The sequence below is a fragment of the Fictibacillus sp. WQ 8-8 genome (assembly GCF_024494405.1).
GTDB lineage: Bacteria > Bacillota > Bacilli > Bacillales > Fictibacillaceae > Fictibacillus_C > Fictibacillus_C marinisediminis.
The window spans coordinates 134,096-155,472 of record NZ_JAMXKG010000006.1 but is presented as its reverse complement, the minus strand read 5'-3'; the positions used below and the strand labels follow the sequence as shown (position 1 = coordinate 155,472).

The 21,377-nt window shown below is 41.6% G+C and carries 22 protein-coding genes; 14 read left to right on the top strand and 8 right to left on the bottom strand.

Annotation, left to right across the window (positions count from 1 at the left end; translation table 11 throughout):
- The first annotated feature begins 7 nt into the window (after nt 1-7).
- Both hutI and hutG read left to right on the top strand, forming a co-directional pair.
- Nucleotides 8-1,264: an imidazolonepropionase gene (gene hutI, locus M1K46_RS14990; protein WP_256226596.1), complete on the top strand. Its 1,257-nt coding sequence runs from the start codon at nt 8-10 to the stop codon at nt 1,262-1,264.
- Nucleotides 1,257-2,210: a formimidoylglutamase gene (hutG, locus tag M1K46_RS14985; RefSeq protein ID WP_256226595.1), complete on the top strand. Its 954-nt coding sequence runs from the start codon at nt 1,257-1,259 to the stop codon at nt 2,208-2,210. Before hutI ends, hutG begins: the two co-directional genes overlap by 8 nt.
- Before the next feature lie 44 nt (nt 2,211-2,254).
- Here hutG and M1K46_RS14980 read toward each other — a convergent pair whose 3' ends face one another.
- The 3 genes from M1K46_RS14980 to M1K46_RS14970 all read right to left on the bottom strand — a co-directional run bounded on the left by M1K46_RS14980 (nt 2,255) and on the right by M1K46_RS14970 (nt 5,404).
- The gene (locus M1K46_RS14980) at nt 2,255-3,271 is read right to left on the bottom strand and encodes an acyltransferase family protein (RefSeq protein ID WP_053355470.1); all 1,017 of its coding nucleotides are present in this window, start codon (nt 3,269-3,271) and stop codon (nt 2,255-2,257) included.
- 177 nt (nt 3,272-3,448) lie between these two features.
- Nucleotides 3,449-4,480: a sporulation integral membrane protein YtvI gene (ytvI, locus tag M1K46_RS14975; RefSeq protein ID WP_256226593.1), complete on the bottom strand. Its 1,032-nt coding sequence runs from the start codon at nt 4,478-4,480 to the stop codon at nt 3,449-3,451.
- Nucleotides 4,481-4,582: 102 nt separating this feature from the next.
- A complete protein-coding gene (locus M1K46_RS14970; protein ID WP_175501891.1) occupies nt 4,583-5,404 on the bottom strand; it encodes a YihY/virulence factor BrkB family protein in 822 nt (273 codons plus the stop codon).
- 240 nt (nt 5,405-5,644) lie between these two features.
- Here M1K46_RS14970 and M1K46_RS14965 point away from each other — a divergent pair, with 240 nt between their 5' ends.
- Nucleotides 5,645-6,334, top strand: a complete 690-nt coding sequence (locus M1K46_RS14965; RefSeq protein ID WP_256226591.1) for a TerC family protein — start codon at nt 5,645-5,647, stop codon at nt 6,332-6,334.
- A 74-nt stretch (nt 6,335-6,408) separates the two neighbouring features.
- Here M1K46_RS14965 and M1K46_RS14960 read toward each other — a convergent pair whose 3' ends face one another.
- Genes M1K46_RS14960 through M1K46_RS14950 form a run of 3 tightly spaced genes read right to left on the bottom strand, consistent with a single transcriptional unit; the run spans nt 6,409 to nt 9,105 of the window.
- Complete coding sequence (locus tag M1K46_RS14960; protein ID WP_256226590.1) at nt 6,409-7,389, bottom strand: ABC transporter permease; 981 nt, start codon at nt 7,387-7,389, stop codon at nt 6,409-6,411.
- Entirely contained in the window at nt 7,382-8,293 is a 912-nt protein-coding gene (locus tag M1K46_RS14955; protein ID WP_256226589.1) for an ABC transporter ATP-binding protein, read from the bottom strand. The genes M1K46_RS14960 and M1K46_RS14955 overlap by 8 nt, the downstream gene beginning before the upstream one ends.
- Nucleotides 8,290-9,105 carry an SGNH/GDSL hydrolase family protein gene (locus tag M1K46_RS14950; RefSeq protein ID WP_256226588.1) on the bottom strand — a complete coding sequence of 272 codons (816 nt, stop codon included), beginning with the start codon at nt 9,103-9,105 and terminating at the stop codon, nt 8,290-8,292. Before M1K46_RS14950 ends, M1K46_RS14955 begins: the two co-directional genes overlap by 4 nt.
- Before the next feature lie 208 nt (nt 9,106-9,313).
- Here M1K46_RS14950 and M1K46_RS14945 point away from each other — a divergent pair, with 208 nt between their 5' ends.
- The 3 genes from M1K46_RS14945 (at nt 9,314) to M1K46_RS14935 (ending at nt 11,824) form a co-directional block, all read left to right on the top strand.
- Nucleotides 9,314-9,688, top strand: a complete 375-nt coding sequence (locus M1K46_RS14945) for a hypothetical protein (RefSeq protein WP_256226587.1) — start codon at nt 9,314-9,316, stop codon at nt 9,686-9,688.
- Nucleotides 9,689-9,744: 56 nt separating this feature from the next.
- A complete protein-coding gene (locus tag M1K46_RS14940; RefSeq protein WP_053355461.1) occupies nt 9,745-10,071 on the top strand; it encodes an ArsR/SmtB family transcription factor in 327 nt (108 codons plus the stop codon).
- Between the two features lie 805 nt (nt 10,072-10,876).
- Nucleotides 10,877-11,824 carry a formate/nitrite transporter family protein gene (locus M1K46_RS14935; protein WP_256226586.1) on the top strand — a complete coding sequence of 316 codons (948 nt, stop codon included), beginning with the start codon at nt 10,877-10,879 and terminating at the stop codon, nt 11,822-11,824.
- Here M1K46_RS14935 and M1K46_RS14930 read toward each other — a convergent pair.
- Complete coding sequence (locus M1K46_RS14930; RefSeq protein ID WP_256226585.1) at nt 11,818-12,273, bottom strand: hypothetical protein; 456 nt, start codon at nt 12,271-12,273, stop codon at nt 11,818-11,820. The two genes, M1K46_RS14935 and M1K46_RS14930, sit on opposite strands and share 7 nt — an antisense overlap.
- Before the next feature lie 133 nt (nt 12,274-12,406).
- Between M1K46_RS14930 and M1K46_RS14925 the strand changes: the two genes are divergently transcribed.
- The gene (locus M1K46_RS14925; RefSeq protein WP_256226584.1) at nt 12,407-12,913 is read left to right on the top strand and encodes a TraR/DksA C4-type zinc finger protein; all 507 of its coding nucleotides are present in this window, start codon (nt 12,407-12,409) and stop codon (nt 12,911-12,913) included.
- Between the two features lie 20 nt (nt 12,914-12,933).
- Here M1K46_RS14925 and M1K46_RS14920 read toward each other — a convergent pair whose 3' ends face one another.
- The gene (locus M1K46_RS14920; RefSeq protein ID WP_256226583.1) at nt 12,934-13,596 is read right to left on the bottom strand and encodes a phosphatase PAP2 family protein; all 663 of its coding nucleotides are present in this window, start codon (nt 13,594-13,596) and stop codon (nt 12,934-12,936) included.
- Between the two features lie 534 nt (nt 13,597-14,130).
- Here M1K46_RS14920 and M1K46_RS14915 point away from each other — a divergent pair.
- The 7 genes from M1K46_RS14915 (at nt 14,131) to M1K46_RS14885 (ending at nt 21,214) form a co-directional block, all read left to right on the top strand.
- A complete protein-coding gene (locus M1K46_RS14915) occupies nt 14,131-14,796 on the top strand; it encodes a C40 family peptidase (RefSeq protein ID WP_256226582.1) in 666 nt (221 codons plus the stop codon).
- Between the two features lie 163 nt (nt 14,797-14,959).
- Entirely contained in the window at nt 14,960-15,181 is a 222-nt protein-coding gene (locus tag M1K46_RS14910; RefSeq protein WP_062236429.1) for a hypothetical protein, read from the top strand.
- Between the two features lie 201 nt (nt 15,182-15,382).
- Entirely contained in the window at nt 15,383-15,592 is a 210-nt protein-coding gene (locus M1K46_RS14905; protein WP_231689154.1) for a hypothetical protein, read from the top strand.
- 218 nt (nt 15,593-15,810) lie between these two features.
- On the top strand, nt 15,811-18,069 hold the full coding sequence (locus M1K46_RS14900) for a glycoside hydrolase family 2 protein (RefSeq protein WP_256226581.1): 2,259 nt from the start codon (nt 15,811-15,813) through the stop codon (nt 18,067-18,069).
- An 18-nt stretch (nt 18,070-18,087) separates the two neighbouring features.
- Nucleotides 18,088-19,371, top strand: a complete 1,284-nt coding sequence (locus M1K46_RS14895) for an ABC transporter substrate-binding protein (RefSeq protein ID WP_062236423.1) — start codon at nt 18,088-18,090, stop codon at nt 19,369-19,371.
- 63 nt (nt 19,372-19,434) lie between these two features.
- Entirely contained in the window at nt 19,435-20,367 is a 933-nt protein-coding gene (locus M1K46_RS14890; RefSeq protein ID WP_082683487.1) for a carbohydrate ABC transporter permease, read from the top strand.
- A gap of 10 nt (nt 20,368-20,377) precedes the next feature.
- Nucleotides 20,378-21,214, top strand: a complete 837-nt coding sequence (locus M1K46_RS14885; protein WP_062236422.1) for a carbohydrate ABC transporter permease — start codon at nt 20,378-20,380, stop codon at nt 21,212-21,214.
- Nucleotides 21,215-21,377: the final 163 nt, after the last annotated feature.

Here is a 21,377-nt window from a genome sequence, read left to right as displayed (position 1 = left end):
GGGTAAAATGCTGGATACATTGTTGACCTCCATTGATCAGCTTCTGGCTATTCATGGATCGCATGGACCAAAACGAGGCAAGGATATGAGCACACTTCCTGTGATCAAAAACGGTGCACTCGGTATAAAGGATGGAAAGATTGCATTTATAGGCACAACAGAGGAAGCGAAGGGATTAGAGGCCAAGGAAATCATTGATTGTAAAGGAAAAATTGTATCCCCGGGCCTTGTTGATCCACATACACATCTTGTATTTGGCGGATCACGAGAACATGAAATGACCTTGAAACAGCAGGGCTTATCTTACTTAGAGATTCTCGCACGAGGGGGCGGAATCTTATCTACCGTAAAAGCAACAAAGGATACGAGTGAGGAAGAACTCTTTCAAAAAGGATTGTTTCATCTAGATCGCAGCTTGAGTTTGGGTGTAACGACAATGGAGGCCAAAAGCGGATATGGTCTGGATCGTGAAACAGAAATAAAACAGCTGAGGGTGGCCAAACGATTGAATGAGGCTCATGATATGGACCTTGTTTCTACATTCCTCGGAGCTCATGCTGTACCAGCTGAGTATAAGGGGAAACCAGAAGGATTTTTGGAGAGCATGCTGGATGTGCTTCCTTACATTAAAGAACAGGGACTGGCTGACTTTGTGGATATCTTCTGCGAAACAGGCGTATTTACAGTTGAACAATCACGAAGGTTTCTTGAGCGAGCAAAAGACCTTGGATTTAACGTGAAAATTCATGCTGATGAAATCGATCCACTAGGCGGGACAGAGATGGCATGCGGGATCGGGGCCATTACCGCCGATCACCTCGTAGGTGTTTCAGAAGAAGGAATACGGTTGCTTGGAACTTCGGAAACCATTGCTGTTCTCCTCCCAGGCACAACGTTCTACCTTGGAAAAGACAGCTATGCACCAGCAAGAAGCATCATTGAGGCAGGCGGAGCAGTTGCATTGTCCACAGATTTCAATCCGGGAAGTTCTCCAACCGAAAATCTTCAGTTTATTATGAACCTGGCGGCATTAAGACTAAAAATGAAGCCTGAAGAAATTTGGAATGCCGTCACAGTCAATGCTGCGTATGCCATTGGCAGAGGGAGTGAAGCTGGAGCCATTGAAACGGGAAGGTGGGCCGACCTCGTTCTTTGGGATGCCCCCAATTATCACTATCTGCCTTATCATTACGGTGTGAATCACGTGAATACTGTGTGGAAAAAAGGAAAGAAGGCAGGAGAAAGGAAGCCTGCTTATGCATGACATCGAACATTTAAAGCCTTCTGGAAAACCAAAGTTCATTGACCGGGGGATTAAAAAAGCAGGAGAAATGCTCGTGGACTGGAACGGAGAGAAGGTGAGCGGCATAGGGCTAATCGGGATGCCGTTATCCAAAACCTCGATTTCCCATTCAGGAGCTTCGGCGGCACCGGAAGTGATCAGGAAAATGCTGAATTCGTTTACGACATACAGCATTGAAAAGGACATCGATCTGCAAACATCAGTCATTACCGACTTGGGTGACATCATGCCTCATGTGACAGATCTCAAGGAAACACAATCCAGATTCGAACATGCATTGGAAGGAGTACTGAAGCACAATCCCGGTATGATTCCAATCATACTCGGGGGAGACCATTCAATCAGCGCCAGCAGCATCGCAGCCTTCTCCAACATTTATGGTTCGGTTGGAATTATCCAGTTTGACGCCCATCACGACCTGCGCAATCTCGAAGATGGCGGCCCTTCAAACGGGACTCCCTTTCGAAACCTGATCGAACGGAATAAGATCAAAGGAGAGCATCTGATCCAGATAGGATTGCGTGATTTTTCCAATGGAAAGACCTATAGTGACTATGCTAAAGAGAAAGGTGTCACTGTTTATCCGATGAGCGAAGTAAACAGCCGTGGTATCATTCCTATATTGGAAGAAAGCATTCAACAGCTTAAATCGTCGGTATCTGCTGTTTATGTTTCAGTAGACATGGATGTTCTTGACCAGGCTTTCGCACCAGGATGTCCTGCCATCGGCCCTGGCGGCATGCACAGTGAAGAACTCATCAGGGGCATTCAGTTCCTTTCAACCCTCCCGATCGTAAAAGGCATGGATCTCGTGGAGATTGATCCAGCTATTGATTTTAGAGACATGACCAGCCGCCTAGCTGCCTATCTTATTCTTCAGTTTTTATTATTTCAAACATCAAAATAACACAAAAACCATCTCGAAATTTAATCCGAGATGGTTTTTTAATATCACTCATCCTTTTTGAGCATACGGTTCAGCTTGGTCCAGCGCAGTTCAATGAGCGGCTGGGCGAGGGCTATGACCGGCTTGCTGGCAAGGAACATTGTAATCATAACGGCCAGAACGAGAAGCATCACATAATAGTTGTTCTTCTCTATGGAGGAGAACAAATCTGTTGTAAATAAATATTTTAATACGAAACCATGCAGTAAATAAATATATAACGTTCTTTCGCCAAATTCCGTAAAAAAGAATCTTCGCTTTGGAATGATCGCCAAAAAACTGAATGTGGCAAGAAACATAACAGCATAGAGACCAAGCCTGATAAATCCTCCGTACCATTCGTTATGCCCGAGAATTTCCGCATAGGATGAAGAAGATAAAAGCCAGTCTTTGGCATGGTCTGGGATGAAGAAATGATAAGCCAGAAACATTAAGACCATGAATATACCGGAAGCGATCCGGATTGATGGTTTTAAAATCTGTTTGAAATCCCTTTTTGTCAAATAATGACCTAGCAGAAACACTGGAAAAAATACAAAGGTTCTCAATAAACTTAAATATGTTCCTATCTCTGTAATATAACCGACAGCAACTCCAATTCCGATCGCAAGGATTAAAGGATACTTTATTTTTACAAATACCTTTAATAGGATGTTCCAGAATACCAGGCTTAACAAAAACCACATCGTCCAATGCGGGTCGAAAAAATTAAGCTTCATTTCACTTTTATCATATAAGTCATAGTAAAAGAATGAATAGATTAATTGAAAGACAACATAGGGAACAAGAACTTTTCTGAAAATCTTGGACAAATAGCCATCCTTGAATACACCCTTGGTAAAGAAGCCGGATATAAGGATAAAGGCTGGCATATGAAACGTATATATAAAGTTATAAAGGGTATAGAGCAAGTCATTTTGGCTTTTGATGGGGGAGATGAAATGACCCAGCACCACCAATAAGATTAAAATAAATCTTGCATTATCAAAATAATAGTCGCGTTCTTTTACATCAGTTGCCATATTTCCTCCAACATCTACAAGACATGCAAACATAGTTATTCGTTGCCCGTGTCCCTTTTTCTGTATCTAGTTCTATAATTCCCATAAATGATAGGATTTCTAACCTACAAATAAAAAAAGTACAAACCAAAGTTTGTACTTTTGTCCTGAATGATAGGACCTGTTTTAAGATGAGATTTAAAAATCGATTTTAATTTTAACAAATCCAGCACTCCGTAGAGCTTCATAGATGATGACAAGTGCAGGGCCGACGATCAGACCGACGAATCCCAGGAGCTGAAAGCCGAGATAAAGGCTGATCAATGCTGCCAATGCTGAAATGCCGAGGCTGGATCCAAGGATTTTGGGTTCAATGATCCGCCGGATGACTGTCAGTACAGCAAACATAATCAATAGACCGATGGCCAGGAAATCGTTGCTGACCACAAAGTTATAGACGGCCCAAGGAACAATAAACGACCCTGTCCCTAATATAGGAAGAATATCAACCAATACGATAAACAGTGCGATAAGTACAGCATATTTCACATCAAGGATTAAAAGGCCGATCAAGGCAAGTACGTACGTGATAAAGCTAAGGATAATTTGAGCCCGGATGAAGCCTACAGTCGCTCTGGAAAGCTGTGTGAAAACGAGTTCGACCTTTTCTCTTGCAGATGTTGTAAACAGATTGAGAAAATTGGCGAAGAGCCGGGGTAAATCAAGAGAAATCAAAAACACAGCGACCAGATAAATGATGAGATAGATCAACAGCTGAGGGATGGAAGCAATAACCGCTATGATTCCATTCGTCAGCTTGGTCGCGAAACTTCCAGCAAACGTCTTAAAGCCCATCAAGGCATTCTGTATCGTTGAAATAACTTCGGGAGGAAGTGAAGCATAAAGTTTTTCTGCTTTATATAAATCTTTTTCAATAAGGCCGAACACTTTTACAGCATAAGAAGGAACAATTGACAGGAATTCAATCGTCTGAACCACCAATGTTGTAGTCAGCCAATAGGAGAGAAGTCCAAATCCTGCTAGAAATAAAATAAACACGACTGTAACAGACAATAACCGTTTCATTTTAAAATTCTTTATGAAAAGCTTAATTGCAGGCTCCAGCACAAGAGCGGTTACAAGGGCTAATATTAAAGGAATGCTGTAAGGAATCAGAAAAATAACCACAGCCAGCACTAACCCAATAATAATTAAATTCTTTAACGACATTTCAGGCCATCATCCTCTATGTAAAGTAACTTTAATCTATATCTTAAATCATTATATGGAACGGTGAAAAAGTCAATCCTGTTCTAGCCTTTCGACAGAAAATTATATCTGTTCTGCTTTTCTCTTATGAATTGTCAGCAAGGCAGCGTTGATTTGTCCGCCAATAATCAGAATCATCGCAGAGAGATAGAACCAGATCATAAGGGTGAGCAATGCGCCAAGATTACCGTAGATCTGCCGGTAATCGAAAAGTGTTACATAATAGGAAAAGCCGATGGAGATCAGCTGCCATCCAATCGTAGAGAAGAAGGCTCCGGGCAAGACCTGTTTCAGCTTCAAGCGAATATTCGGAGCAATCAGGTACAGTGAAACAAACATCACCATCAGAATACCGAAGCTCAACGTCCAGCGGGTCGTATTCCATAGGTGGAATGCCGGATGGCCATAGCCAAGCCTGTTCGCCAGAAAAGTACCGACCGAATTGCCGAATACAGGCAATAGCAAGGTAGAGACGATGGCAAATACGAGACCTAAAGTCAATAAGATGCCAAGAAAGAGTTCCCGGATGAAAGGCCGGTTCTCGATCACGTGATACGCTTGGTTAAACACACGGATAATGGCAAGAATTCCGATGGAAGACAGCCAGATGGTGATAACAATACTAATAGAGAAAATATCGCTCCTGTTCTGATCAAGAACGGAAATCAAATTATATTCCAGCAAGTTAAAGGCCTGTACTGGAGCGAACGGGCGAATAATCTCAAGCACTGAACCGGATGAAATGGGAAGGAACCCTAAAATGGTGAAGATTAAAAATGAAAAAGGAAAGAGTGACACCAAGAAATAGTAAGCAAGCTGTGCAGAAAGATCAAACACTTTGTCTTCAAAAAAACGAAGTTTAAGTTCTTTTAAAAATACGATCATAACTAACTCCTTTTTAGCCGTTACATGCAGTATTCCCCTTGTAAAAGCAATAGAGACTGCTTTCATGATATAAATTTCAAAATGATTGAAACCTTCTTCCTTGTTATCCGTATAACTTAAGACAAAGCAATTTTTCTTGCATGCTCCAAGCTTTTTAAGAAATGATATGGGGAAGTAAAGGATCAAACGCTATCATAATGTTTCATTTTTACAGCAAGATGTTGAGGAGGAAATTAACTAATGGATTTTTTTACGGCAGAATTCTTTTCTGCTCTCTTATCCATCGTCATTATCGATCTGGTGCTAGCAGGCGACAATGCGATTGTGATAGGACTTGCAGCAAGAAACTTGAAAAAAGAGCAGCAAAAAAAGGTAATCATCTGGGGAACGGTTGGGGCGGTGATTATTCGTGCGCTGGCTACGATGGCGGTCGTCTGGCTGCTTAAAGTGCCAGGATTGCTCCTTGCAGGAGGATTAATCCTGATTTACATCGCCTATAAGCTTATGACGGAAGACAAGGATCATGATATTAAAGCTCAGGATAGCATCTGGGCGGCGATCAGAACCATCATTATCGCAGATGCGGTAATGGGTCTCGATAACGTACTTGCAGTAGCAGGAGCTGCTCATGGTGACTTCCTGCTGGTAGTCCTTGGATTACTTATTTCTGTTCCTATCGTTGTATGGGGAAGTACACTGTTCTTGAAACTCATCGACAAGTTTCCGTTTATTATTACGATCGGAGCAGGAATCCTGGCTTGGACTGCTGCTAAAATGATTGTTGGGGAACCGTTCCTCAAAGAATATTTCAGCAATCCGTTCATTAAATATGGATTTGAAATTCTTATCATTGGCGCTGTCGTTCTAATTGGATTAGCGAAAAAACGTTCTGGCGCCAACCAAAAGAATACACAAGAACGCGGAGTTTAAGTCAATAAAAAAGCTGAAGCAGATCCTATCTGCTCCAGCTTTTTTTGTTATTTCTGGTGCCAGGCACCCGTATCTTAATATACATCCCTTTTCGTAAAGACAGCGAAGGCGACTATGAGGCCGCCTGCAGCCCAAGCCAATAGTACACTTAACGAAAAGCCGAGGGACATTCCTTCAATCGGAGTAGCCATGCCGCTGATATAATTAGTCAGGGTTAAATTCACCATGAATAGATATTTAGCGCTTTCCCATGAAGATACCATATTGGAAAGAATAGCACCGGCGATCAATGCCGCCAGCATGATTCCCATAACTGCAGCAGTACTCCTCAGCAGTACAGAAAGCATAAAGGTTAATGTTCCAACAACAAAGCATACATACCATACCAGACCGAATTCCATCAAAACATATTGCCATTGAGGAATGAGATGAACGTTGTTTGTCAGCAGTTCTTCACCCTTTGGACTGAATCCGGTCAAAAGAGGCATATCCCATCCTCCATAGCCAAAGACTAAACCTGATATAGTGTAAGAAAGAATGGCCACTGCTGTTACAATAAGCGATACTGATAATAGGAGCGCTATATATTTGCTCAGTAAAATTTTCCACCGTTTCACCGGCCGGGTGAGAAGGAGCTTGATGGTTCCCCCGCTTGCTTCAGAGGAAACAAGATCTGCTGCAGCCACCATAACAAGAAGCGGAAGAAGCAGAGTGATTGAATTTTCAACGAAAACTCTCATGAACGTTGGAGCACCTGGAGCCTGGGGATTAACATCATGATCGAGATAATATTGCTGCTGGGCCAAACGAATTTTTAAATATTTTCTCCAGTCATCCTGTAGCCGGCTTGAACTTAGACGGTTCTGTGTGTCAACAATCTCCTGCTGGAGCTTCGTACGCCAATCTGCATTCCCAAGCTTCTCCTGAGTGGTCTTTGCCTGCTGGTATTGAGCATACGTAAAAAGGGGGACGAGGGCAGCAATAATCAGGATGATGACAAACAGCCGCTTTTTTCTGAACAGCTTCAGCAATTCATTATGAACAAGTTTAGTCAATATGCTCTCCTCCTGTAAGTTCTAAGAAAAGATCTTCAAGGGCAGGGAGTTTCGTTTTCATCTCTTTTACTTCAATCCCGGCGTTAACAAGTATCCTGTTCCAGTTTCCTATTTGACTCTCATCGTATAATGTGATAAGCCTGCCGTCTGATTCTGTCACAGGTGTAACTTCTTCAAGCAGAAGCTTCGCTTTATCCAGCGGTTCTGCGCTCCAAACAACCCGTTCCTTTTCAGCCAGTAATGATTCTACTGTGTCGATTCTGATGATGCTGCCTTTCGAGATTATGGCTACACGGTCACACATCAGTTGAATTTCGCTAAGCAGGTGGGAGGAAACCATCACGCATAATTTCTCCTTTTCAGCCAGGAAGCGGATGAACTCTCTCATTTCACGGATTCCAGCAGGATCAAGCCCGTTGGTCGGTTCATCAAGTATAAGCAGTTTTGGGTTGCCAAGCAGGGCTTGGGCAATTCCGAGACGCTGCCTCATACCCAAAGAATAGGTACTCACTCTATCATTTATCCTTTTGCCCATATCTACGAGTTCGACGACTTCTTGAAGCCGGCTCTCGTGGATGGAGGAATCCATACGGGCAAAATGTTCAAGATTCTCCCAGCCTGTTAAATAAGGATAAAGCTCAGGGTTTTCAACAATGCAGCCCAAGTCTTTCATCGCTTCCCCGAACTGGGTCTGAACGTTCTTTCCACCGATATAAATCGATCCTGATGTGGGCTTGATCAGCCCGACAAGCATACGGATCGTGGTTGTTTTTCCGGCCCCGTTCGGTCCAAGAAAGCCAAAGACTTCACCGGGATATAATTCAAAGGAAAGTCCTTTGATAATTTCTTTTTTGCCGATGGTTTTCCGAAGGTTGCTAACGGAAAGGGCAGGTGATTCGCTCATTTCTTTTCCTCCTCGCTGAAATGAATGAGGGAAGCAGTGCGCTCTCCGATTAATTGATAGCCTTCTTTATTCGGATGAAAATGGTCACTGAAAAGATAGTCATTCACATTAAGTTCAAAAAGATCAAAGGTGGGGACATAAATAATATTGGGATAAGCAGCCGCAGCGTTAGCGGAATCAAAGTTCCATTTCCGGACGATGCTTGACGTTTTCTTGGAATCCTCCATATCGCTGAATGGGTTGTAGAGCCCTACATGATAGATGGTCCCAGTCTTGTTTAGCGAACGAATTTCCTTGTATAGTTCTTTCAGGTTGTTAAGGTAAGCTTCCTCTGTTTTATTGATGCTCTGCGAATTTAGCTGCTGAAGAGCTTGTCCGCCGCGGAATAAATCGTTGCCTCCAATTGTAAGCAGGATGACATCAGCGTTTTTAATCTGGCGTTTGATCTGCTGCTGGCTGATCTGGTCAAGAAGCTCTTTTGAAGTTTGCCCTTTTATAGCGGAATTGGAAAGCTCAATCTCTTTTTTTGTTTTCTTTGCTAATTCTTCTTTCAAGTAACCGATGTAGCCCTTGCCGTCAGGGTCGCCAGTGCCCCTTGTCAAGGAATCGCCTAATGCTGCAATGCGTAAGTTCCTGCCCATTCCATCCGCTGAATCGCTGGCAGTTTTACCGCTGTCTGGTTTAACGGTATCCATCCGCTGGCCGCCAGCTGAAAAAAACTGGTCCTGTATGACCCAGGCAAGTCCCGCAAGCCATAAAAAAGCTGATAAAATGGAAAGAGCTGTGATGAGAGACAGACCTTTTTTTCTCACAAGACCATCCTTTCAAATACTAATTACATAAAGCATAGCAGAGAAACAAAAAATTTCTTACTATTTTGCATATGTTTTCCTTCCTTTCTATTGTTTCCACTCCGCTGCCCTGTCTAAGCAGCTGTCATAAAAAATGTTGGTTAATGATACAGGGGGGAGAATAAAGAGAGAATAACAGCAGGCAACCTAAGCAGCCGGGTGGTGAAATATGAAAAAGAAATATCAAAACAAGCTGATTGCCATAGTAGTCATGACCATGGCAGCCATCTATTTTTTTATAAGCCTGAATCCTCCGCTTTCCGTGGTGGGTGGACATAAGAAATCAGCCAATGAAACATGGATTGAAGTAAAGAACGAAGGCTGGCTTTCATTGAAGGTAGATGCCTTGTATGTGAATAACAATGTGGTTCCTGCCGAAGCTTCTTTTCTGGCAACTGATAAATTTAAACCGTTAAAAAAGCAGACAATTCATTCGGGGGAAGAAAAGTATATACGTATTTTTTACGAGGTGCCTTTAAAAAGGATTACCGTAGCCTACAGCTTCGGCGGCATTTCTTTTATACGTTCGTTTTCAATCTTTTAACCAATTCAGCTTTCATTGGGTATGATCGAATACACGAGTGTAAAGGGGGGATTTTGATGGATTCAAAACCTGACTATAATAATGAAGAATACGTTCAGTTAGATGAAGAAACGCTGTTTATTGTCTCACAGACGTTCAAAGCGCTTTCTGACCCTACCAGGATACGGATTCTGCATCTGCTTTCTCAAAAAGAATGCAGTGTGAATGAAATAACAGAGGCTTTGTCTCTTTTGCAATCTACGGTTTCCCATCAATTAAGATTTTTAAAGAACTTGCGTCTTGTAAAGTTTCGCCGTTCAGGGACCACCCTGTTTTATTCCATGGACGATGAACATGTCATTGATCTGCTTAAACAGGCCATACACCATGCGAGCCATGACTAAGCTTGTTGCTGTGGAGAAAAGAAAAGATTTTGCTTATTTTATGAAGATTTTATATTGTTTTTGTTGAATTTTGAGAAAAAAGCAGGAATTCTATAAAAAAACCTGTTCTAAAAGGCAGAAGCAAGCAAAAACGCTTAAAATCAGACGAAATAGATTATTCTGAATATTTTAATTTATCTTCACATAAAGTATTATAAACGAAACAAAAGAAGGGAGTAGATTCCAATGAAGAATGTTAGCGAAGCATGCTAAACAAGCCTATACAAATAGTTAAACTATTTAACAGGCACAGTATGCGGGTCTTCAGAGTCTGCCAAGCAACAATTATCCATACATCCTTTTTAAAGGCGTGATTCCATTGAAAAAAGTTAGCGAAGCATGTCAAAATCATATCCACTAAAAAATCAGCCCGTGAAAACTGGTTTTGAGATATGTGGACATGTGGGAAACCAAAAATGGAAACATTAAAACTTCAGAGGACGTGGTTCCGATGACAAAAGTTAGCGAAGCATGCTAGGATCATGGCGCAATAGGAAATAGTCCGTGAAAACTATTTTCGCATCATGTGGGCATGTGGGAAGCCAAAAAGGAGAAAATAAACTGAAAGATGCAAGTCTGCAAGTGATGCAAGGCATGTGTTCTAAGTAAAGAAAGGAAATCAACAAGTGAATAGCAAGTATTTTAAATAAGGCGCAAGTTTATGTTAATTTACATAAACAGCGTCTTATTTTTGTATTTTAAATAAGACGCTGTTTGACGAGGAGGACTTGAAGGGAAACTAAGTTACAGGAAATGGAGGTCCCAAATGAATAATAAATCCGAACAGAAAAACGCGCATCCTAAAACTCCCCAAAAATATCCTGAGCGACAATATTATTTCCCTGCCCAAATCGTTGAAACGTTTATTAGAAAAGGAAAAGAATCCATACAAACCACTTATTTGGCACAATTAATTCTATCCAGTCTGGCAGGAGCTTTTATCGCTTTTGGAGCTCTAGGTTCAGTATTATTGACAATGGACATTGAATCGGCCGGCATTGTGAATTTAATGGCTGGTATCGGATTTATGATTGGCTACGCGATGGTCTTTTTATCAGGTTCCATATTATTTACGGAAGTAAACATACTCTTGCCCAGTTATATCATGCAGAGCAAGTTTTGGATCAGCAAAAAACTGCTGTCCTTTTGGTTTATCTGTTACATTGGAAATTTTGTGGGCGCTCTATTTGTCGGTTTTCTTTTAAACCTTTCAGGCTCGCTGCACGATGAATTCTATGATTACCTGCTCACATTCGTAGAAAAGAAAATGGAATTTACACATAGAGGAACTTGGGGCTGGTTTCAGGTTCTTTTTTCAGGTATTTTGGCAAACTGGCTAATCGGAGCAGCAGCGGTTCTTGCTACCGCCGCAAGAGATGTGGTTGGCAAGATTCTCGGTATTGCTCTGCCTGTTATCATTTTCGAAGCCGGAAACTTTCAGCACGCTGTGGCCAACATGGGCTATTTCAGTATATCCGTCCTTGAAGGCTTTGATATCAGCTGGTATAAGTTTATTCTGCTTAATCTGGTTCCAGCAAGTATCGGCAATCTAATCGGCGGCGGTATACTTGTATCTCTGCTGTTGTCATATGCTTACAAAGAAGAACTAGATGAGGGGGTTCTGAAAGAGGAAGAAGAGGCAATTGAGGAAATGGAAAACAAGAAAGAAGCACCCAATGGAAAACCAGCTGGAGAACCAGCTGGTCATCAATAATAAGGATAAGGGTAATAAGGATACGGATAGTAATAAGGATATAGGGAGAGTGCAGCTATAGCGGCAAGGGGAAATATCCCTGGAAAAAACCTTCTTCCAAACCATGGCCGGCCAAAAAATACACGATTTTCTTCATTGTCCTCTCTTCCCATAGCCCCCTGCTGCCCCTGCATTCCTTGTTGCACTTGCATTCCTTGTGTTCCCTGCATGCCCTGCTGTCCTTGCATTCCTTGCTGGCTCCCTTGCCCGCCCTGTTGCGGCTGCTGAATGTCCTGAGGAACCATCATATGGAGATTCTGGCCATCCACATTTGTAATGATCCCTTCCGTTTTCTTGCCATCATGCATGGTAATAATCACATGAAAATACAAGTGCTGCTTACAAAGATTGTGCATCTGTGCCCAGTTTCTTTCATCCGTCTGCTCCTGATTATTGTAATCTTCCACCATAGGCAATCAACTCCTTCCAACACTATTTTTATTTTTTAAAAAAAAGATTATGTCTGTCCAAAGAGGTTTGTGCGTGTTATTTCATTAGAAATAGGGTAAATACTAACCACAATAGTGTATGAGGAGGAACAGCATGAGCTTATCTAAACAACAAATCAACGAAATAGAACAAAATCTGCTAAAGATGAAAAAACAGCTAGAAGAACAGCAAGAGCTGAGGGAGAAAGATGAAAGCCTGCAAGAGTCTACCGGGGAGATCAGCTCATATGATAACCACTTTGGTGATATGGGGAGTGAGTTATATGACCGCGAAATGGCAATGGCGCTTGATGAAAATCAAGAGGAAACTCTTGAAGACATTAACGAAGCGCTCCAGCGCATTGAAGAAGGCACCTACGGAAAATGCGTGGACACGGGAGAGGAGATTCCTTACGAAAGATTAAAAGCCCTTCCTTTTGCAAAACGGACGATCCAAGCACAAGAAAAGGCTGATGAGGACGGGAAAACAGATGATTATGAAATAGGTGAACCTTCTTTCATCAGGAAGGGTGAAGGGAAGTATGAAGACAGCAGAATGCAATCGGTTGACGAGATAATGGAGACACACGGAAATGCTTCTAATAAAGGAGAGGACGCATAATAAAAAAGCAGCCTGCCCAACTATCGGGGTTCGGCTGCTTTTTTGTTCTTTGAATAACGTTTATTCGTGGCGTAGGACAATATAGGTTTAAAATAATAAATTGTATTAAACAGGATATTACCGAGAAGGATTCCGGCAAAAGCATCTAGAACTACGTGCTGTTTAATGAAAAGTGTGGAAAGAATAATCAAGTATCCTGCAATGTTGACAGCGAAAATTCGTACTGGTGTTTTTGTTTTGCAGTATCTTATTGCAATGACCATTAAATAACTGCTCAGGACATGAATACTTGGAAAGCAATTAAAGGGTTCATCAGCTGAGTAAATATAACGGATAACATTTGTGAGAACACCGCTGCCCTCTATGGCAGGTCTTGGAACCGTTGTCTGAAAGAAATAGTAAATGACATAACAGATGGCCATCCCGATCGTTAAGCTCAACAGCGTCTTGAAATATAAGGATCTGTCATAGATAAAAAAGTAAAACAACATGCCAAAAATGAAAAGGTACCAAAAAACATACGGAATAATAAAGGCTTCAATAAAAGGAATATGCTGGTCAAATGATGTAATAAGACTCCTTGCTCCCCGATCTCCGTTATTCAGTAATTCATAAAAAGTATGCAGAAGGGGAATAGAGAGCATCAATAACAAAGGAAGAATATGGGATTTTAATTTACTCAATAGTCACTGCTCCTTCAATTCATAACAATCATATTTAACAACTACCATATTATACCATATCGTTTGCTAGAGTTGGGATGGTTCTTGTTAATGGCTATGTAATATTTATACCAAAAAATAGTCATACACTAGCTTATCATAACGTAATGAAGGGCTAGAGGCATCCTTTTTTTAGTGACAAATTATTTAACGATTTGTCTTCTTTGCATTATACTTCCAAAAATTGAGGGAAAGAACATCATTCAAAGGACAAATCCGCACATAAAGGTCTTTTGACACTAGGTATTAAGTCCTGTTATCGAAGATTGGGTAGTCAGATTGTTACAATTTATTTTACTGAATTTAGCTTAATTTGACAGAAAATATGGAATTCATTAGGTTTAATGTCATAAAAAATCGGGAATTCTATTAATTTGTAATATATCTGTAATCTTCCTAAAATGTTCGTGTCATATTTTGTTGGTAGAATCTAATTAAGTTAGCAAGGAAACAAATACCAACATTGGTAATACAGATTTTAGGGGGATACATGCTTTGAAAAAATTGGTAGCGGCAGCGGCACTATTAGGAATGATGGCTTTCAACCCGATCGTAGGGAAAGCAGCGCTTGGCGATCACACTTTAAAACGAGGTATGACCAGTAAAGATGTGCAGCAATTACAAACTGTCCTTAAGAAAAAAGGATATTTTACATACAAAAAGACGACTACTTACTATGGTACATATACGAAATCAGCTGTAAAAAAGTTTCAAAAAGCAAAAAAACTTAAAGCGGATGGCGTGGCTGGAAAAAGTACGTTCAAAGCACTAGGGGTTAAAACAGCTGTTAAAAGCACTTCATACAGTTCATCAGGTTTGATCAGTACGGCAAAAAGATACATGGGTGTTCCTTACCGCTGGGGCGGAACAACACCTAAAGGGTTCGATTGCAGCGGCTATATCAACTATGTTTTTGATAAATCGGCTGGAATTGACTTGCCTAGAACAGTTTCCGGAATCTATTTAAAAGGTACATCTGTCAGTACTCCAAAAGCTGGAGATGTTGTATTTTTCCAAACGTATAAACATGGTGCTTCCCATGCTGGAATATACATCGGAGACCATAAGTTTATTCACAGTTCATCTTCAAAAGGAGTAAGCATTGCTTCAATGCAAAATCCTTACTGGGCACCGAAATTCCTTGGCGCTAAAAAGATATAAGTACGAAACAGGCAGACTCATTCTGCCTGTTTTTTTTCAGTTTGAAGGCTTTTTTTATTTTTTTTGTCATATCGTTTAACTTTTCTGAATATTATAGTATAATCTATCATATCATGAATGGGCCTTAATGCAGTTTACCTTCCTGTTGAAAGGAGTGTTAGGCATGTATTTTGGTGAAACTGTCAAAATCAACCGTTTTGACGGGGAATACTTTGAGGTGAACCACAACTGGCTGATGGATATTGTGTGGGACAAATATCACATGCCGCTGCGGGACTTTTTGGATTCTTATGATAGAAGGGACAGTGATTATATTTTGACGCTGGCCGAACAGAATACTTTACGTTACGAATTGAAAAATGATGAAAGCCGCTTAGTTTTATAAGCGGTTTTTTTGTGATGTAAAAAAGTATAATATTCAGCTTGCATAGATGTAATGTCTAGCTCCAGCGCCCAGGGCTGAAAACTTGGTTCTTGTTTTCAGCATAAGTCCTCGAGGACGCTTGCGCTTTTCTTACTTTGTCTTGTGGCATACCTCTTCACCTCTTCATATCATATGAGGAATGTTAGGCGAGGAGGATGAATTATGGCAAAAAAAAAGGCTAAAAAGATCTCTAAGTATGATCAGGCGGTCAATAAATATGCACATACTCTAAAAATGGTTACCAGTTCCACCTGCCTGTCCTGCAAAACTCAATGTGTGAGGGGATTGGCCTATATAGATAAAATGTCTAAACCGGGCGCGGTCGGGCACGGTGTCCCCTGCCATCTGACAAAAGGAAAAGGTATGAAATAAGTGATGTCTCTCTAACTTAGCACATCTTCCCTAAGGATTTAGTTTGTGTGAGGATGTGCATCCTTTTTTTATTTTGAAGGATGTTAGCATCCATAAAAAGGTGTTTATGTTAATTCATCGCCGGGAAAAGTTCAGAATAGTGAAAACAAAAATGATGTCTCTGTCCCATAAAGGCGATAATAACTATAAACTATATAAAGCAAAGTCAGGTGATACCCATGAGCAGAGAATGCAGAGAAAAATTAAGTTTAAATGGTATATGGAAATGTGTTCCTGATGAGGATAACCGTCTGGAAGGAAATATTAGAAACAAGCCTGTATACCATTCAGAAGAACTAACTTGGGAGGATATCCATGTTCCTGCACACTGGCAGAAAGCGGGATATGAGGATTTCCAGGGAGTCATGTGGTATAAAACTGTCTTTCGTGCTCCGTCACTAAAGAAAAATAAGATGTTCTACATTTGTTTTGATGCTGTTGATTATAATTCAGAGGTTTGGCTCAACGGAGTGTATCTTGGAGCTCATGAAGGAGACTTTGATGCGTTTGAATTTAATGTCTCTGATTTTCTGGAATATTGTGGAGAGAACACGCTGGTAATCAAAGTGACTTCTGAATTGGATACAAAGCCCGAACGTAAAAAAATTGCCAAGGGAGGCCTTTACCATTGGGACTGCCTTCCAGTGAAACAAGAAGGGCTGACAGATTGTCCAGAAGTTCCTTCTTCTGTGAATGCCCATTACCCAAATCCTCTTGTCAACCCGGGTGGAATATGGAAAGGGGTTTATCTTGAAGAACGCTGCAAGGTACATATTGAGCATATTCAGGTGACTCCTTATCTAAAAGATGAGTATAAGAAAGCCACCATCTACCTTGATGTTGAAATACAGAACAATAACAGCAAGGAAGCCAAAATTGACGTGGAAGTTTCATTCTTGCCCCATAATTTCAGAGGGAAAATATACAGATGGAAGTCTCAGAGCTATTTTCAAAGACCAGGTACGAGCAGCTATTCAATGACTGACCAGCTGTCCAACCCCAAATTATGGTGGACATGGGAGCTTGGATTTCCTCACCTGTATAAAGCTGTGATTGAAGTGTGGGTAAATGGGGTATTGGTAGACAAGAAGATTCAAATATTTGGAATCCGCGAAATTAAAATGGATGAAAAATGGATCTTTTACCTCAATGGAACAAGGGTGTTTATTAAAGGAAACAACTATTTGTCCGACCAGTTCCTCTCTCTTATGACAAAGGAATCCTACCAGCTTGATGTCCAAATGATGCTGGATGCCAACATGAATACCACCAGGCTTTTTGCCCATGCCGAACAGGAAGAGTTTTATCAGCTGTGCAACGAAAAGGGTATCATGGTTTTTCAGGATTTGCCGTTTCAATGGGGCTATGAATCTACGGGTCTTTTTATAAAAAGAGCCGAGGATGTTTCACGTCGTTTCGTTAGAATGCTGTATAACCATCCTTCGATCATTTTGTGGTCCTGCCACAGCGAATCCCGGTTTCATGACTACAACAAGCTGGACAATATGCTCTTGCGTGTCGTAAAGGAACTCGATAGTCTGCGGCCCGTTATTAAAAATTCGGTGCTCGTATCCGATGAGGAACTTCCTCATTTTTTTGAGACGCTGGATGACTTTACAGACTATATCGGTACGCATTTAAGTGTGCACTGGGTCGGTTGGTATTGGGGCAAAATTGAGGATGCTGAGTTTTATAACCCGATGTTTGTAACAGAGTATGGAACCCAGTCTATTCCAAATGAAGATTCCTTGAAGAAATTTATGAACCAGGAGTCTCTCTGGCCTGTTAACTGGGAGATCTACCGTACATGGGGCTTTCAGACCAATATTTATCAGACGATGTTGGGGTCGGTCATGACTCAGTCCCTTCAAGAACTTATCGACATTACACAAGAATATCAGGTTCAGTTCTACAAGGAGCATACAGAGGCGTTAAGGCGGAAGAAATACAATCATGTAGGCGGGCTTCTTCAGTTTCACTTTGTTAATACAGGACCGTCCATCGATTGGTCCATCATCGACTATTACCGCCAGCCTAAAAAAGCTTATTTTGCCATGGCTAAAGCTTTTGAACCGCTGCATCTGTCCTTTAACGGCGAAGTTACGGATGGGGAGCTTGGAAAGACTGCTACCGTAACTCCTTGGATCGTGAACGATTACAACGTTACATTTGAAAACTGCGAAATAGCCTACAAGGTATTCCTTGAAGACGGCACCCTGGTCGATCAGCAATGTTTGCCTGTTCCAAAGATAGTGAAAGATTCAGTCCAATCATTTGAATCTTTAACCCTTCCGGTTTCATCCGGAACAACAGTTAAAGTAACAGGTCAATTGAAGGATTCGAACGGTATGACGGTCATGGAAAATGATAAAATCATCCGCTCGCTTCCGGCAGAGGATGAAGTGCAAAATCCGTTCAAATCACCAATACGATTATAAAATGAGGAGGCAAAACCGATGAAAAAGGGATTGTTGCTGCTTTTTTGTCTTGTATTGGCTTTATCCATGTCAGCCTGTTCCAATGACAACCAAGGAGCGTCAGGAACAGAGAAAAATGGAGAAGTGCAGCTGAAAATGTGGGCGCATCAGGGACAGCCGAAAGAAGTCGACTTTTATAAAAAACGTATTGAGGAATTCAATAAAGCTCATAAAGGAAAAATTCATGTTAAGCTCGATATCATTCCAAGCGGTGCAGGCCACGCCTATGAAGATAAAATCAATGCTGCTGCAACCTCGAACGGGCTGCCGGATGTTCTTGATATGGACGGGCCTTTTGTCGGGAACTATGCAGCAACAGGGATCCTGGCTCCCATTGATGATTACGTAGCGAAAAAGGACAAGCAGGATTTTGCCAAATCCATCATCCAGCAAGGTACATATGACGGCAAACTATACGCACTTGGAGCAATGGAATCATCCATTGTGGTCTTCTATAACAAAAAGTTGCTGAAAGAAGCCGGAATTAACGCTCCGGAATCATTAGACAAGGCATGGACATGGGACCAGTTCATGGACGCCTCGAAAAAACTGACTAAAAACAACGTCCGCGGGCTCACGATGCATATGGATAATGGCGTCGGGGAATGGCTCACTTACATGGGTTCCGTATTTGTGTGGTCCAACGGCGGCCTCTTGCTCAATGAAGACCGCACTAAAGCTGACGGCTATGTCAATGGCCCGAAATCGGTAGAGGCAATGAACTATGTCAAAGATTTGTTTAAGTCAAAAGTTGTGAGCGTTTCCAACGGGCCGACGGATTTTGAAGAAGGAAAGGCGGCCATGATGCTTGGAGGTGTGTGGCTGATTCCTGGCTTTGAGGAGTATAAAAATCTGGATTGGGGAATGACCTATTTCCCTTACAGCAAAAAGAAAACCTCACCTTCCGGATCTTGGGCATTTGGTGTGTCCAGCCAGTCCAAACAGCCGAAGGAAGCAGCTGAGGTTGTAAAGTGGATGAGCAATAAGGATTCTGTTGTAGAAATTTCCAAGATAACCGGAATGCCGCCGGCACGCGAATCCGCGTTTAAAGAGCTGCCTGAATACGATAAGCTCCCTAAAAAGATCATTAAGGACCAGGTGCTGAACACAGCAAAAGCCCGTCCGGCAACACCTGCCTATCCGGTCTTAACCGCTAAATTTGCTGAAGCTTTTCAAGCGGCTGCCTTGGGGCAGGATGTAAAAAAAGAACTTGATAAAGCAGCGAAGGATACTGACAGAGAACTGGAACGATTCAAAAAATAAGACGGAAAAGGAGTGATGGATTCACTCCTTTTCCTGTACTTTTTTGCAGAAAGGAGAAACAGGATGGAACCCGCTACACAAAAAACAAACGTCGATCGCCCATTACCTACGGTAAGCCCGAAGCAAAGGAAAAGAAAGAATTTGTTTGCCAGCTATGGGTTCGTTGGCCCGGCGATGATTCTGCTGTTTGTCTTTCTCATACTGCCGGCCATTTTGGCACTGTACTATAGCTTTACAAACTATTATTTGCTGACCCCTGAAAAGATGAAATTTGTAGGAATGGAAAACTACAAGCGGCTGGCGGAGGACGATATCTTTTTAAAATCCTTGGGAAATACCGCTCTTTTTGTCGTAATCGTTGTCCCCGTACAAACCCTTGTCGCTTTGGCACTGGCCCTTCTAGTGAACCAAAAGGTAAGAGGCATCAAATTTTTCAGGATGGCTTTTTTTGCTCCTGTTGTCACTTCAATGGTTATCGTCTCCATCCTCTGGACATTCATATATAATCCGGACAACGGATTGGCGAATTCCATCTTAAATATCGTGGGACTCGGCCCGTTTCAGTTTCTTACAGACAAAGACCAGGCGATGTATTCCATTATTTTTATGAGTATTTGGCAGGGGGCCGGATATCAGATGATGATCTTTCTTGCAGGCCTTCAGGAAATTCCGGACCATCTCTATGAAGCAGCATCCATTGATGGGGCGAACGCTTGGCAAAAGCTCATCAACATCACCATTCCCGGCATTCGGAACATCCTGGTATTTATTGCGATTGTAACGATGATTGCTGCTACCAAACTCTTTATCCAGCCTTTTGTCATGACGCAGGGAGGCCCTTTGGATTCTACGAAAACGCTCGTTTATATGGTATATGAAACAGGCTTTAAGTTTAGGGATGTTGGCTATTCATCAGCCATCGCAATTCTTTTCTTTGTGATCGTGCTAGTCATTTCCATTCTGCAGCGAAAGTTTATTAAAGAATCTACAGAATAGGAGGAGAGTTATGAAAAAGAACCGTTTATTTAAATTAATAGGATTGTATGTCGCCCTTACTTTGCTGGCCCTTCTTTTTTTATTTCCGCTCATCTGGATGATTGTCTCTTCCTTTAAATCGGAAGCGCAGATTTTCGCGGATCTGAAATCATTTAAAGCCTTTGTTCCTTATACTTTTTCATTGGACAACTATACCGGGGTCTTTGAACGGATTCCATTCATCAGATATTTGCTGACGAGCACATTGTACGTTTCGGTTATTGTTCTTCTAGGTTTGTTTGTAAACTCTCTGGCTGCTTATGCGTTTGCGAGAATGGAGTTTAAAGGAAGGGACTTTTTGTTTGCAGCCGTGGTCGCGTTAATTATAATCCCGTTTGAGAGTATCCTCCTTCCCTTGTATTTAATCATCGATGAGTTAGATTGGCTGAATACTTACCAGGCGCTGATCGTTCCCTTTATTGCAAATGCGTTTAATATTTTCATGTTTAGGCAGTTCTTTTTAAACTTGCCGAAAGAATTGGAAGAGTCTGCACGAATGGATGGTGCTTCTACGCTTCGAATCTTTTTCCAGATCGTCATTCCGCTATCAAAGCCTGTTTTTATTACAGTGGCTCTCCTTACATTTATTACACATTGGGGAGACTTCATGTGGCCGCTCATTGCGACAACTGATGAGAGTGTAAGGCCGCTTCAAGTCGGCATGCAGTTCTTTTTCCATCAGCCTCCTGTGAAGTATGGCCATGTCATGGCTGCTCTTACAATGGCGACCATTCCGCTGCTGATCATCTTCGTGTTCTTTCAAAAATACTACGTACAGGGAATTGCATCTGCCGGTATGAAAAACTAATCTTGTAACTCTGAGCGAAGCCCAATTAGGCTTTGCTTTTTTGTGATCCAATATTATTCATCGAAGGAACGAATTGGGAAAATGTATAGATAAACACTTGGATATTTTCATAGGTTAACCACTGATTTTCCCAATACACATCCTCCTTTTGTACTGATACAAT